At 62.9% G+C, this 14,008-nt stretch carries 10 protein-coding genes, 1 tRNA gene and 1 pseudogene; 10 read left to right on the forward strand and 2 right to left on the reverse strand.

The window, feature by feature from the left end; translation table 11 throughout:
• Positions 1-149: 149 nt before the first annotated feature.
• The 8 genes from AC5ZH6_RS07350 (at position 150) to AC5ZH6_RS07385 (ending at position 10,040) form a co-directional block, all read left to right on the forward strand.
• Positions 150-905 (forward strand): SDR family oxidoreductase, encoded by a 756-nt coding sequence (locus AC5ZH6_RS07350; RefSeq protein WP_079931750.1) that lies wholly within the window; start codon positions 150-152, stop codon positions 903-905.
• 126 nt (positions 906-1,031) lie between these two features.
• Positions 1,032-1,103: transfer RNA gene (locus tag AC5ZH6_RS07355), tRNA-Gln, on the forward strand.
• 1,062 nt (positions 1,104-2,165) lie between these two features.
• Positions 2,166-2,516: a hypothetical protein gene (locus AC5ZH6_RS07360; RefSeq protein ID WP_348809543.1), complete on the forward strand. Its 351-nt coding sequence runs from the start codon at positions 2,166-2,168 to the stop codon at positions 2,514-2,516.
• Between the two features lie 127 nt (positions 2,517-2,643).
• A complete protein-coding gene (locus AC5ZH6_RS07365; protein ID WP_348809544.1) occupies positions 2,644-3,264 on the forward strand; it encodes an AAA family ATPase in 621 nt (206 codons plus the stop codon).
• Between the two features lie 131 nt (positions 3,265-3,395).
• Complete coding sequence (locus AC5ZH6_RS07370; protein ID WP_496168802.1) at positions 3,396-3,572, forward strand: hypothetical protein; 177 nt, start codon at positions 3,396-3,398, stop codon at positions 3,570-3,572.
• Positions 3,573-3,831: 259 nt separating this feature from the next.
• A complete protein-coding gene (locus tag AC5ZH6_RS07375) occupies positions 3,832-6,195 on the forward strand; it encodes an AAA family ATPase (RefSeq protein WP_348809546.1) in 2,364 nt (787 codons plus the stop codon).
• A 690-nt stretch (positions 6,196-6,885) separates the two neighbouring features.
• Positions 6,886-7,323, forward strand: coding sequence for a hypothetical protein (locus tag AC5ZH6_RS07380; RefSeq protein ID WP_348809547.1), 438 nt, complete (start codon positions 6,886-6,888; stop codon positions 7,321-7,323).
• A 14-nt stretch (positions 7,324-7,337) separates the two neighbouring features.
• The gene (locus AC5ZH6_RS07385) at positions 7,338-10,040 is read left to right on the forward strand and encodes an ATP-binding protein (protein WP_348809548.1); all 2,703 of its coding nucleotides are present in this window, start codon (positions 7,338-7,340) and stop codon (positions 10,038-10,040) included.
• Between the two features lie 23 nt (positions 10,041-10,063).
• Here the strand turns inward: AC5ZH6_RS07385 and AC5ZH6_RS07390 are convergent.
• Positions 10,064-10,576 (reverse strand): annotated as a pseudogene (locus AC5ZH6_RS07390) (restriction endonuclease); the annotation flags it as partial.
• 139 nt (positions 10,577-10,715) lie between these two features.
• Positions 10,716-11,495 (reverse strand): hypothetical protein, encoded by a 780-nt coding sequence (locus AC5ZH6_RS07395; RefSeq protein ID WP_496168804.1) that lies wholly within the window; start codon positions 11,493-11,495, stop codon positions 10,716-10,718.
• Positions 11,496-11,756: 261 nt separating this feature from the next.
• On the opposite strand from AC5ZH6_RS07395, the gene AC5ZH6_RS07400 reads away from it, so the two are divergent.
• Complete coding sequence (locus AC5ZH6_RS07400; RefSeq protein ID WP_163376561.1) at positions 11,757-13,016, forward strand: IS256 family transposase; 1,260 nt, start codon at positions 11,757-11,759, stop codon at positions 13,014-13,016.
• Complete coding sequence (locus AC5ZH6_RS07405) at positions 13,000-13,935, forward strand: amidohydrolase family protein (RefSeq protein ID WP_496168805.1); 936 nt, start codon at positions 13,000-13,002, stop codon at positions 13,933-13,935. Before AC5ZH6_RS07400 ends, AC5ZH6_RS07405 begins: the two co-directional genes overlap by 17 nt.
• Positions 13,936-14,008: the final 73 nt, after the last annotated feature.

The raw sequence follows: 14,008 nt of genomic DNA on the forward strand, positions 1-14,008 counted from the left end.
ACGATCCGGCGCCGGCCCCGCCGCACGGCAACGGCCCGATAGTACTGACCGGTTCGCGGCCGCCGACCGGCGTCCCCCGGCAGGAATGCTGCCTGATAGAACCAAAGGGACCCACATCACACCCGATGATCAGCAATGAAGGGAAGCCGATGAGCACCCAGAAGACAGCAATCGTGACCGGTTCGGCACGCGGGATCGGTGCAGCCGTCGCCAAGCGACTGGCCGCCGACGGGCTGGCCGTGGCGGTTCTCGACCTCGACGAGGCGAACTGCGCCGACACCGTCAACGCCATCACCGAGGCCGGCGGCAAGGCCATCGCCGTCGGTGCCAACGTGGCCGACGAGGCGTCGGTTGCCGCGGCGGTCGACAAGGTCGTCGCCGAGCTGGGCGCCCCGACCGTCGTCGTCAACAACGCCGGCGTGCTGCGCGACAACCTGCTGTTCAAGATGAGTGTCGACGACTGGGACACCGTGCTGGCCGTTCACCTGCGCGGTGCGTTCAACGTCACCAAGGCCGCCCAGAAGCACATGGTCGACGCCGGCTGGGGTCGCATCGTGAACCTGTCGAGCACCTCGGCGCTCGGCAACCGCGGGCAGGCCAACTACTCGGCGGCCAAGGCGGGCATGCAGGGCTTCACCAAGACCCTCGCGATCGAGCTCGGCAAGTTCGGCGTCACCGCCAACGCCATTGCCCCGGGCTTCATCGAGACCGACATGACCGCTGCCACCGCGGCCCGCGTCGGCATGGACTTCGAGGAGTTCAAGAAGCTCAGCGCCTCCCAGATCCCGGTCAACCGCACCGGAGTGCCCGAGGACATCGCCCACACCGCGTCGTTCTTCGTCAGCGAAGGCGCCGGATTCGTCTCCGGTCAGGTCATCTATGTCGCCGGCGGCCCCAAGGACTGACCTCCGAGCCTCCCGCCGCTCCGTTTCCTTCCCGCGCGTCGACCTGATCGAGCGGGGAGGAAACGGACTGGCGGGAATCGATGCGGACCCACGCGCCGCCCTGTGGCACAATCAGGTCCGCGTTATTCCCCCATGGTGTAATCGGCAACACTTCTGATTTTGGTTCAGGCATTCCAGGTTCGAGTCCTGGTGGGGGAGCAACGGTATAACGCCAGTTCAAAGCTGGTTTTTGCCAACGCTCGATTTACCTCATGCAGACAAGATGCGGATATCGTGCGTGGGAACCCCTCGAAACGAACGACCCCGATCAGGTGTTGGAAGCACCTGCCGGGGTCTGGCGAGGGGATCGGCTCAGGATCCTCCACCGCGTTGACATGCACTCTACCGCTGTTGGGTGTGCGGGTCTAGCGCCACCGCTGATTGCGGTTCTCCCTTCGCCTCTACCGAAGGGAGACGTGCGGTGTCAGTCATTCGTAGGCAGCTCGTCGCTGCCGCACCCGATGATCCGTAACAGCCAAGCCGTCTGACTGCCGTCAGGCGGCCCTTCGTCGTTTTCGCGCACAGCCCGACGCAAACCAGCTGGCGTACGCACTGCCCCATTCACCCGATCAGTGGAGTGGCAGTTCCCCTGGAAGTACCCCCGCGGCCCGGTCCGGTGCCCTGCGGCGACGGTGCATGGGCGCTGACGACGGGACCAGCGGCGAACCGTCGGGACGCTTTGGGGGGTCGGACTATCTGCTTTGCCAGCCCACGAACAAAGGATTTCAATGAACAGCGATCAACTAAACCTGTTGTATGACAGAGCATCTGGTCATGGTCTTCACCCGGTGACGGTGAGGTACCTCCTTCAAATTCATGCGCCAACTCTGTATGCGGCGATGAGCTCCAAAGAGACTGTGCCGAAGCCGGAACGGCGGGGACGTGGGGTCGGGCCAGTGCCACAACCCGGATTCCGGGCGCCGCACTGGCAAACGCGGTGGTCCAAGACCTGCCTCCTGTGCGGAGGACCGTTGCTCGCCGGTGATCGGCTCGACCGCGTTGCACTCGGTGACTCGGGTGCTCGGTTTCCCCACGCTCTGTGCGCACGCGCCAAACGTGCTGCGGCGGCGCAGAAGCGGTATCACGACGCCGATGCGGCGCGTCGGCGTCGCGCCGGTCGAACACGTAACTCGTCGGCCCGCTGATGCAGTGTTCACGCATTTTCGGCTGCTCAGCTAAACAGCTATCTATTCAAAGATTTAACGAGACAAGGAGCTTCGCGTGACAAACGACCCAGCGAATAGGCCACGATCACTCGCAGAATTGCTGGCGCGGCAGCCGAGTGACGCTGAGCGTCAGCACCGCGCCAACGATCTGATCGGGCGGGCTCGCCTTGTCCGCGCGCACGGATGGGACGCATATCGCTACACGTGGTCGACGGGCGAAGTCGCCGGTGTGGCAATGATTCTGGATGACAACGCCGTTCTTTATGACGTCGCGGAGGACGAGTCTGCGGTACTCAGCACGTGGTCGGCGAACCTCTGGGGCATCGCTGGGGGAGAAGCCGACAGCGACAACGGCTATGAGCGGACACGCTGCTGGTTGAGCGAGCTTCGTGTCGCCCTCGAATAGGGCTTACGTGGCGAGAGGCGAAACCCGCGGATCGCGCCGCGCCGGCTAATCGACTTGGCCAATCAGATTTCAATTCATTTAGCCAAATATCCAAGTAGATCAACAGCTTTCAAAGAACGGAGTTCGAATGCTATCTATCGCGGTCGTCAACCTGAAGGGCGGATCGACGAAGACGACGTCTGCCGCCTACTTCCTGCACGCGCTCGCCGAATCGGGGCTGAAGGTGCTAGGTGTCGACGCTGACCCGGAAAACTGTTCGCTCGTGAGGTGGTCTGACCTCGCGAGCTGGTCGATTCCCGTCGTCGGGTTGCCAGTCAAAGACCTCCACCAGCGCCTTGAGTCGATCTCTGACGGGTTCGACGTTGCAGTGATCGATACTCCGCCAATGGAATCCGGACGAGGAATCGTTACGTCGGCCGTTCGGGCTGCCACACACATTGTGGTGCCGATGTCGCCAACGCCCATGGACTTCGATCGACTGCGTGCGGTTCTCGATCTGGTTGATGATGTAACGCCCTTGCGCAGCCAACCGCCGGCTGTCGCTGTGCTCCTGACCCGAGTGGTCACGAACTCGGCGTCGGCGGAGGCGTACAGCGCGGCGGCGAATGAGTTGGTGCCAGTCCTGCCCGCTCGCGTCGCACGGCTGGAGCGGTTCGCTCAAGCATTCGGCTGTGCAGTCGAGAACGCATTGAACACGGCCTACGGTGACGCCCTGCCCCAGTTGCTCGACGTGGAGGCGCGGGCATGAAATCGCGAGCAGAACAGATCCGCGAGCAGGCGGCGCGAGTTGTGGCTCAACCGTCGAATAGGTCCGCGGAGGGGGCAGGTGCACGGGCACGGCTGCCTGCGGTGCCGAAATCGAAGCGAGTCGGGAAAACCGTGAATCTCGATGCGAATCTCAACCAGCGCGTCGTCGCCTGGCAGACTGCGGCTGCCACCAGCCTCGGACTGCCGCGCGTGACGTTCCAGGCCGTCATCGATTGCCTGTTGGAGGAGTTGTTCGACGACGAGCGCCTGTCGATGCGTGTGCGCCAGCGTATCGATGAATCGCAATAACCATGTGGCGATTAGACCGGATGCGGATGCCAAGCCTGTTCTAGGTCGCTCGGTTTGCGGACGGATGGTCGCTCGCTCGCTGAGGGGTCCGCACGAAGCTCTCGTTGTCCCAGCATGAGAGGACGGCGGCGTAGCCGAGAGCCGTAGGAGTGCCCGTAAGTGTCGGGAAGTGATGGCACGATTGCCTCAGCGTGTAGGACTTCTGGCGACTTCACGTTGGTGCTTCACCTCGACCATCCGTCCAAGCAGGAGAACGACCTTGATCCTGAAAACCGTCTACGTCCGGTTCTTCCGGTCGTTCAACTTCGACTATCTACGTCAGGATATCGACGGAAAGAGGTATCCCTGGGAAGCGCTCAACACAGAGCCCGACGCCTACTATCCGTTTGTGCGCGTCGGCTTGGAGCACGACATCACTACCGTGGTTGGTGCCAACGAGTCTGGAAAGAGCCAGCTCATCTCCGCGATCCAGTGCCTCCTCGGCGATAAGCCAGTAGTCCCACGGGACTTCTGCCGGTACTCACGATTCTTCGGAGTCCGGGGAACGATGCCGACGCCGGAGTTCGGCGGGCGCTTCACCGATCTCACCCCTGACGAGCAAACCGCCGTGTCGGAAGCTGCCAGCCTCCACGCGGCACCGACAGAGTTCTACTTCTTCCGTCTGCAGCGTGGGAGCTTTGTCTACGTGAAGGACGGTGCCGGCGAGTATCAAGAGCACATAGTCCAGCCGAACGCAGAGAACTCACAGAAGCTCGAAGACGCTCTGCGACTCCCAGTCGCCCGGCGCGTCGACGCCAACGTCGTGTTGCCATCCAGCGCAAGCCTTTTCGACCTGCAATCGGGTGCCGTGACCCCGGACGTCCGAGATCGTAGCGCCTGGCTTGAACTCTTCAAGGTTCTCAAAGGCTATGCCGACGCACCCGAAGGCGCCACAGAGTCGATCTCAACCTTTGTGCCGAAGCCTCCAGAGCTTCCCGTCAGCGACCGGGAACGCGCCCGCAAGGCACTCCAACTCGTGCGTGACCTACTGGAAAACGTTGCCGACATCGACACGCAGGCGTACTCGGAACTGCTTGGCGCGGACGCAGCCGACGATGGGTACGCCTCTGCCCTCACCGCCAGCGTGACCGACGCCCTCGACGTAACGCTCAACTTCCCCAAGTGGTGGTCCCAGGACAAGGACTTTTCACTCCGTGTGCACAAGGACGCCTTCCACTTGGTCTTCACGCTGACCGATAAGACCGGACAGACATACACATTCGACGAGCGAAGCGGAGGCATGCAGTACTTCCTCAGCTACTTCATCCAACGTGAGGCATACCGACCGTTGAAGCCTGGGCGATCAGAAATCTTGCTCATCGACGAGCCGGACGCCTACCTCTCCACACAGGGGCAACAGGATCTCGTGAAGGTCTTCGCGCGCTACGCCGAGCCCGACGACGGGAAGCCAGCAGCGCAGATCCTGTACGTCACGCACAGCCCCTTCCTCATCGATAAGAACTACCCGCATCGCATCCGAGTACTTCAGAAGGGCGCCGGCGACGAAGGAACACGCATCGTGGAAAAGGCCGCGACCGACAAGTACGAACCGCTTCGCTCCGCCTTCTCCTCATTCCATGCCGACACCGCGTTTATCGGGACCTGCAACCTCCTGGTGGAAGGACCAGCAGACCTCATCCTCTTCTCGGGGATCTCGGCTGCCATGCAGCGACTCACGAAGGGCAACGCAACCCTCGACCTGAACTCGCTGACGATGGTGCCCGTCCACGGCGCTTCTAACTATCGCTACATGGTGCATCTGGCCCGCGGCCGGGACCTGGACCGACCGGCAATCGTCGTGCTCCTCGACTCTGACGGTGCTGGACGCGAGGCAGGGACAGCGCTCGGAAACCTGGAGAAGGGATACGGCAAGAAGCCACTCTTCAATCAGTCCTTGATCCTCCCGATCGATCGGCTACCGAAGGCGGAGCTTGCCCTGGATGTCGACGAGGTCCACGAGCCCGAGGACCTGGTGCCAGCGGCAGTCGCCCGCGTCGCATTGGTCCGGTTCAGCGAGGAGATCTTGTCCGATATCGACCGACAAGCACTTCTTGCGAAACTCCCAGAGGCCCTGGTCGTCAATGCAAGTGAGCGGCTGTTCGACCAAGCTAAGTCAGCTTTCGAGGCGGCTGCCGACGAGTCAAACGTTGCGGCCACGCTTGGCAAGATCGAATTCGCTCACGCAGTCTCCGCCGTGGCCCGCGAGGCCCACGACGACAGTGCACTCAAGGAGCTGTTCCAGAACTTCCACTGCCTGTTTGGGCAGTTGAACAAACTCCAGGATCAAGCGATGGCGGAGCACGCTCAAGAGCAGGTCAAGGAGGTCACCAAGCGAATCGTCGATCGCTTCAAGCGCGACCACCGGGCGCGGGCTCAGAAGGCCACCGTCTCTAAGCTCCTCGATGAGATCGAGGTACAACTGACTGGCTCCACGCCGGGCCACGAGGCCGTGCGAACCGCGGCTCGTCAGATCAGAGACGAGTTCAACCTTGCCGACACGCCGCTTCAGGACGTCGAGGACTTCCCCGCGCTTCGTGACCGGCTCAAGGAGCTAGTTGTCGCACCGGAACGTGTACAGTCGTGATTTCGCACCGAGTCTTCTCCGAGCGAGAATAATGGAGCGACCGCAATGCTCCACGGCTGATTCCAACTCAGGCGTCCTCGTCGGCCGATGTCTCGACCTCACGCCGCGCCCACCGACCTTCGATACGGTTCCCGTCATCGTGATCGAGCACGCATTAGAGAAACCGCAGCCGCTGCTCCCTGCCCGCCATGTGTGTGATTTGCATCACTACAATTATCGGCATCGGCGTCCGACTCGCGCAGAAGAATTGCGCGCTAACCTTAGCCCGAACAACAGCATCCCAGAACCCGTACCTTGGCCTTCAAGCGCCCGTCGAAGTCGCAGGCGTGGCGGCGGATCGCCAACGATCGTCTAAACGTAGCGTGACATCCGAAAGGTTTGAACCAGTGACTATCTGACTGTTCACAGCGCTGCTCACAGCGCTGCGGAAGACAGCGATTCTGGTCATCGACGTAACGTAAGGTGTGGTTGGACCTGCACATGCAGCCATACCTATGCCCACACGACACAGATCGGGTCGTGAGGCTGTCGCGCATTCCGGCCTAGAACATTTTGAGCATCGACGAGTCATGCATATGCCTGCACCTCGGACCCGGCCCCCGAAGTTTCGGCAAGAACGGCGCACAGAGTTCCAGCGGATACGGCATGATTGTTCGCGTACATCAGCGCGCTCGATGAAAGGGGCCTGCCTTGGTTGAGCCGGTGTCGTTGACGTTAGGCGCGGTGGTTGCGGCGCTGCTCACGAAGGCGGCAGACAAGAGTGGTGAGAACCTCGCCGACGGGGCGAGCGCTGCCGTAGGGCGTCTCGCGGCGTGGCTGCGAGAGCGGTTCTCGCGCGACGGTGACCAGCGTGCGGCCGGAGCTCTTGAGATGGCGGAGCGGATCACAGACAGTGATTCCGTTCGTCGAGAGCTGGCGGGCGTGATTGATGCTCGGGCTGCGACGGACGCCGCCTTCAGAACTGCACTCGAGAAGTTGCTTGCCGACGCCGAGCGGCACGGAGTCGAGGTCAAGTCGCTTACTCAGACGGCATGGGGTAACCAGAACGTCCAAGTTGCCGATGTGAGCGGATCTGCGGTGACGACCTCCATCGGAGGACCTCCGGGTAGTGACACCCACGCGAGCTAGACCGCCAAGACAACATGTCTGATGATCAGGGTCACCAATGGGTTCACGGCGACAAGAACGTGCAACTCAGCGGCGTCTCTGACTCAACGATCGAGATCCGCATAGATAGCCATGGTGACACCCGCGGGCCACTTGCGTTGGCGGAGGATGCGATGCAGGCGGGCCGAAAGTGCTTTCTGGCCAGTGACTTCCACGGCGCTTCTGAAAAGTATGAGTCCGCGGTCGAGTTCGCTGTACGAGCCTCAGACACTGACCTTGAGGTTCGAGCGCGTATGAACGCCGCACGAGCCCTTAGCGAAGTGCTCTTTGAAGCGCGCCGCCTAGGGAATCCGACGCTGGGTGCCATGCGACGATTCATCGACGAGCATCTTCGGATCGCCGAGCAGCGCGGCGCCGAGGAATCCGACATCACGCTCGAACGCGCGCTGGCGTCACTACTCGACGATGATCCTGCGAAGACGATCCGCTTAGCCCGTCAGGCACTTGACTTCGTTACGGAGGGCGTTGACGAGAAGTATTTGGTGAATGCGCTCATCGTGCTACTCAATGGCCATCGGAACGCGGGTAGCTCACCCGAAGCTATTGACGACCTCTCCGAGCGGGTGGCGGCTACGCTGCAATCGTCTTCGAACTGGGACTCGCGCGCGCTGCTAAGTGCAGAGTGGCTGCGCAGTAAATCCAGCCCGGAGGTGGCGCGCGAAGACGTCGTAACACTCTGCGAGGTCTTCCGTGGCGCGGCTGAACATACAGACTCACCAACTCGGCTGGCGCACGCGCTCGATGAGGTTCTGGCTGAGATCGCGGAGCACGGTGTGACGTCGGGCCTGCTGATGTTAGCCGAGCTGCGGTACGAACTCGCAGCACTCGTTGGCTCGGAGAAGGCGCTCTGTGCCACCGCACTCCAGACATCCGAAATCGCCGCTGCTCTTGGGGACCGGGCCACAGTCGATCGCTATCTGAGACTCGCCAGAGACAGCGCTGCGAGAGTTCATGCGTTGCCGGCGGGCGCGCCTGAAAGGTCGGAGTGGGACGGCCTTCAAGCCCTCGTATACCGAACTACCGGCAATACCATGCTCCGGTCTATCGACGCGGACGGTGCTGAGGGACTGCTACGTGTCGCTCGCCTGAAGGAGGTGGCAGCGGTATTCGAGCGGGCCATCGACTTCGCAGTTGAGCACCGAGATCAGTTGCGAGGAGACGTTGACGACTACCTTGCCGAGGTCCGATGGTCGCTCGCTCGAGTGAAGCATGATCTCGACAGACTGGCGGAGGCCGCCATGTTGTTTAGGCAGGTTCGGAGTGCTCCTGCAATGCGCCATCCACGGTTCGCCGCTGAGATCGGGCTTCCCGCGTGGCTCGGCGAGGCGCACTGTCTCCTACGATCCGGCCATGGGGAGGAGGCGAGCCTCGCAGTAAGACAGATCCTCGCTGATAGCCGAGCACAGGACGCGACGCGAGGAAACGCCGAACAACTTTCTGCCTACCTCGACAATGTTGTCTTGCCGAGAAACAGGTGGATGAACTCGCAGGCTGCGCGGGAGGTATCGCGTAGTGTGCGACAGGTTGGTCTACGAGCGACTATTGCCCAACAGATCGCACCCTTCGTCGAATGGTGTAAGGCCTGGCCGCGTGAAGACGACAGTCTCGGACCGTATGCCGGGCTATTTGACTTCTGGGGCCGTGGTGGATTCGCGCGCGTCGCTGCCGCTCTGCGGGAGAAGCCGCACTCGGCGATCGCTGTCGACGCCGAGACTGTCGATGAGGTCAGGATGTGGGCACAAATTCTCTGCCCTCTCTTCGAGACGGTTGTGATCAAGTGGAAGGGTCCGATCACCAGTACGGTTGCGATGGTTCCGCAGCGGGCGGACTACGGGGGTCCCGATTCGTTCGGCGGTCATGGCTACGTCACAATGGCAGGACTTCAGCTTTACGATGACTGGGCGCCGACCATCGGGTTTGCGAATCTCATTCCAGACCAAGTCGCGCACATGCTTGCAACTGAGGCCCTTCCCCTTCTTGAGGACGGCCGGCTGGTACTCGTGCCGGCGCCCGTCGTTGGTTGCACGCAGAGCATGGTGGGTTGGACGGACCATCTTCTGCTTGACTTTGTGGGCGGTGTTGTGAGCGTTGCCGATGGGCGCGACTCTGTGAATGAGGCAGAGGGGGCGGCTGCTCGTCCGCGCGTCCTCGACCTCGTTGGCCACTCATTGCCCTACATGGCCGATGTCGGGTTACAAGACCTGGCCAGAGTGCTCGATGAGGGGGATGAGTGGGTTCAACCGTTCCAGAGTCTGCTAGTGCAGTCCTTAAATAGCGATGGGCTGAAGACAGAGAACTGGCAGGGAATCACCTTGCTGGAGAACGACTTCCGGGATGCATCGCGGCAACTGAATGCATGGCTTCGCGATGTCAGCAAGGTCGGCGGTTGGCACGTGGCTGAGGTGCCGGCGGTCGTATCTGCTAGTTCCGCGGAGGAACTTGGCAGCGGAAGCGAGCCCGTCACCGACATGCTCAGGGCGATTACGAGACGCGAACCTGATCTCTCACCCTGGGTCCCCTACTGGAGACTTCAAGGGATGGGAGGACACCTCGATTGGAGCCGTCCTCTCGACAACCCATCTCGACCTTCCCCGCGGGCTGGCGAATCACCGACCGTTCATTCGTGGCTATGTCCGGGCACTCCAGGGTGGGTCATGCCCACTTATCGCGAGGCGTAAGGGTTGCGGTCATCTATGCAAGAGCACGCCATAATGAGCTTGCCGCGGTCGTTGCCCGCAGAGAATCCGGCGAACACCTTCTCGATCGCCGTGGCCTGATGCTGACGCGGCTCGTGCCGGACGGCCAGACCGATTTGCTGCACCGGAATCGTCTGATCATCGAGGGCGTCCTCGGCGTTGCGCCCCCACCAGTCGGTTGTCGAGATGATGATCCGGTTGGTGAACGGGTTCTTACCCGACGCGGTGAAGAACGAGTCGATGTCTCCGTTGCGCAGAGTGTGGGTCGGCTCGTAGAACTTGCACTGGATCGCCTTATACTCACCGCTGTCGCGCTCGCGGGCGAAGAGGTCGATCCCATTGTCCGGCTTGCCTTTACGGCCCGACCAGTCCATCCACCGCCACACCCTGTCGTACTGCTGGCTCAGCGTCGGGTCCAGGTCGAAGTAGCGGACCATCAACTGCTCAAACTTGGTCCCGCGTTCCGAGTTCGACGGCGCCTGCCGAAACGCCTCCATCACCTCGTGGATCGAACCCATACCCTGCTGCCTCCATGCTCGACGTCCTGCAGGAATGAGAGTAGGTTGCCGCGACGGTCACAACTGAGAGTTCACGATGCGTCCGTGTCGCGGCGGTGGGTGGCTCTGGGTGCCTTTCCGGCGATCGATCGCAGCCGCGCTAGCGGTAGACGGCCTCGGCGTCGACCTTGAGCCACCGGTCCGCGCGGGCAACGCTGAGAAGAGAAGGCATCGCCGTCTGACCAGCCGATCCCGTCTCTCCTCCTGGTTCGGCCGACGGTACCGGCACACGGAGTTGATTGAGTGCGTCGAGCTCGGCGTCGGTGGTGTAACCGGAGACCAGCCGCTTCTCCAGCCAGCCGAAGCGTGCGATCTGCTCCGCCGCTCGTAGTACCGTCCGCCGTCGCGAGTCCGGGAGCTGCCCGAGGACTTCCGCGAGCTCGGGTAGTAGCTCGGACACCACCGGGCCCGTCGCGACGCACCACAGCGCCAACGCCCACTCAGCTCGGCCGAGGTCGTCGTCGACGGTCTCCAGCTGCTCGCGCCACCAGTTGGCCTTGCCCACGTTGGCCCGCGCCTGACCAAGGAGCTCGGTTGGGTGTGCGGTCGCCCCGAACGCGGTGGCCTCAGGACGCTTGGTGTACGCGAGCTTGAAGGGGGATGCAGCACCGATGATTGCGATCTCCGAGGCAGTCCAGCAGGGTCCATAGTGATCGTGTACAGCTGTGGCGGTGTCCGCCCACGGGAAGGTGCTGCCCTTGTATCCGGGCCTGTACACACGCGTCTTGGCAACCTTCTCCCACGGCGAGCGGGCCTTTCGCAGCTGGGTGATGGCCTCAGATCGACGGCGCTTCGCCCGGTCGTCGCCGGAGATGAACCCGGTGGTGGAGCTTGTGAAGAACTCTTCGGGTGCCATAGCTGCGGCGACTTGCGCAGGCATGGAGCAGGTCGACGTAACGCACGGGCACTCGCCGTTCAGCACCGCAGTGAGCAGCGCCGCTTCGAACGCCCCTCCGGAGGTTGGGGCCAGGCCCGTACTGAGGTAGAGCTCGGCGGCGCCGTGGGTAAGTCCCCTGGAGTGGTGGGGTTTGGGGGCCGGGGTTTGGGCTGACGACGGTGTGGCGGCCCGCCAAGGGGGTGGGCCATCGCGTAGTGGTCAATGAGTTACGACCAAGTAGCTCACGGAAGGACACACCACGCGATGACCCACTCCCATTCTGGCGTACACGCCCAGTTGGATGCACTCCTGTCCGCCGATCCGCAGGCGATGTTCGCCGAACTGGTGCGGGCCGGCCTGCAGGCGCTGATCGAGGCTGAAGCCTCAGCCAAGATCGGCGCCGGCAGGTACGAGCGCAACGAGGACCGCACCACGCACCGCAACGGGTACCGAAACAAGACTGTCTCGACCCCGGCCGGCGATATCGAGGCGCGGATCCCGAAGCTGCGATCGGGGTCGTTCTTCCCCGCTCTGCTCGAGCGGCGCCGGCGCATCGACCGGGCCCTGTACGCGGTGATCATGCAGGCCTACGTACACGGGGTCTCTACACGTGCAGTGGACGATCTCGTACGGGCTCTCGGTGTAGACACTGGCATCTCGAAGTCTGAGGTGTCCCGCATCTGCGCCGAGCTCGACGCCGAAGTGGAGGCGTTCCGTACCCGCACGCTGGCCCACACCGAGTTCCCGTACGTGTTCGCTGACGCGACGTTCTGCAAGGTCCGTATCGGTGCGCACGTGGTATCTCATGCCATGGTCGTGGCCACTGGCGTTTCCGCTGATGGCACCCGCGAAGTGCTCGGCACGGCGGTCGGGGACAGTGAGTCGTACGAGTTCTGGAATGACTTCCTGCGCTCCCTGAAGGCCCGTGGGCTATCCGGGGTGCACCTGGTCATCTCCGACGCCCATGCGGGCCTCAAGGCGGCCGTAGCCAAGCAGTTTGTGGGCGCCTCCTGGCAGCGCTGCCGGGTGCACTTCATGCGCAACCTGCACGGCACGGTGGCGTCAAAGCACGCACCCGCGGTGACCGCGGCGGTCAAGACGATCTTCGCCCACACCGACCCCAAGGATGTGGCCGCGCAGTGGGACCAGGTCGCCGACACCTTCGCCGGCTCGTTCCCCAAGGCGCACCAGATGATGCGCGAGGCCAAAACGGACGTGCTGGCGTTCACCGCGTTCCCCCGCGGACACTGGCAGAAGATCTGGTCCAACAACCCCATCGAGCGGCTCAACAAAGAGATCAAACGCCGCGCCGACGTCGTAGAAATCTTCCCCAACCCGGAGGCCTTCCTGCGGCTGGCGACCTCGGTGGTGATCGACCAACACGACGAATGGCAAGTCGGTCGCCGCTACCTCTCAGAGAGCTCCATGGGCGAACTCCGAGCCGTCATCGCCGCCAAGCAGCACGCCCTCAACGCCAGCAACGGATATGATCAAAACACGGAACTCGTTGATCACTGCGACTGACCAGACGCGGAACCGATTCCCACCACATCACGGGGCACTATCCCCCGCTGCCGCAGAATTGTCCGATTCGCTGCGTCATGCCGACGACACCCAGGTCGACCACCAGGTCTTGCACCGGTTGGACGCCCGCTGCGAGTACGGCCGGACGCTGCTCGCAACGGAGCTGGCCGCACTCGACGACTCCGCGGATTCTGAAAGGCTTCGGAGCATCACCACACCGGATGATTCCCAACGCGCACGGGTGCCGATCGTCTCGCACGAGGACCACACACCGGGGCAGGGGCAGTTCGCCGACCCCACGACCATGCAGCGGTGGCTGATCACCAACGAGGGTATGACCGAGGCCGCTGCGGTCGACCACGTCGATCGGTGGCGTCGCACCCGCGCCGAACGTCTCACCGTGCGAGACCGCGCCCTCACGTGGCTGGGCGACCTGGCCCGAGCCGGACACATCCGGCTCTTCGGCCACGACCTGGCCACCCCGGAAGACGTCGCGGCTGCCGCCGACCGCGGCTGCACCGTGGCGGAGTTCCCAACGACCCTGGACGCCGCCCGTGCCGCCCGCGACCGAGGCATGCTCGTCGTTGCTGGCGCCCCGAACGTCGTCCGTGGCGGCTCCCACACCGGGAACGTCTCGGCAGCCGAGCTCGTCGTCGCCGGTGTGGCCGACTCCCTGGCCAGTGACTACCTTCCCTCCTCTATGCTCCCAGCCGCAGTGCGACTTGTGCGCGACGGCGTCCTCTCACTCCCACACGCCGTTCGACTGATCACCTCAGGCCCGGCCGCCTGTGTCGGTCTCTGCGACCGTGGCGCGCTGACCGAAGGCTTCCGAGCCGACCTCGTCCTGACTGACCTCAGCAAGACTTGGCCCGTCGCCCACGTCATTTCGACTCAGTCGCATACCGCTGCTCGCGAGTAGCTCGGATTCAGCGGCAGTAGGCCACGAGGACTGTCACCGCTTCGGCTGTCTCACACCAGTCCGGCGGAGGTCA

The organism is Gordonia sp. YC-XJ4 (assembly GCF_059511865.1).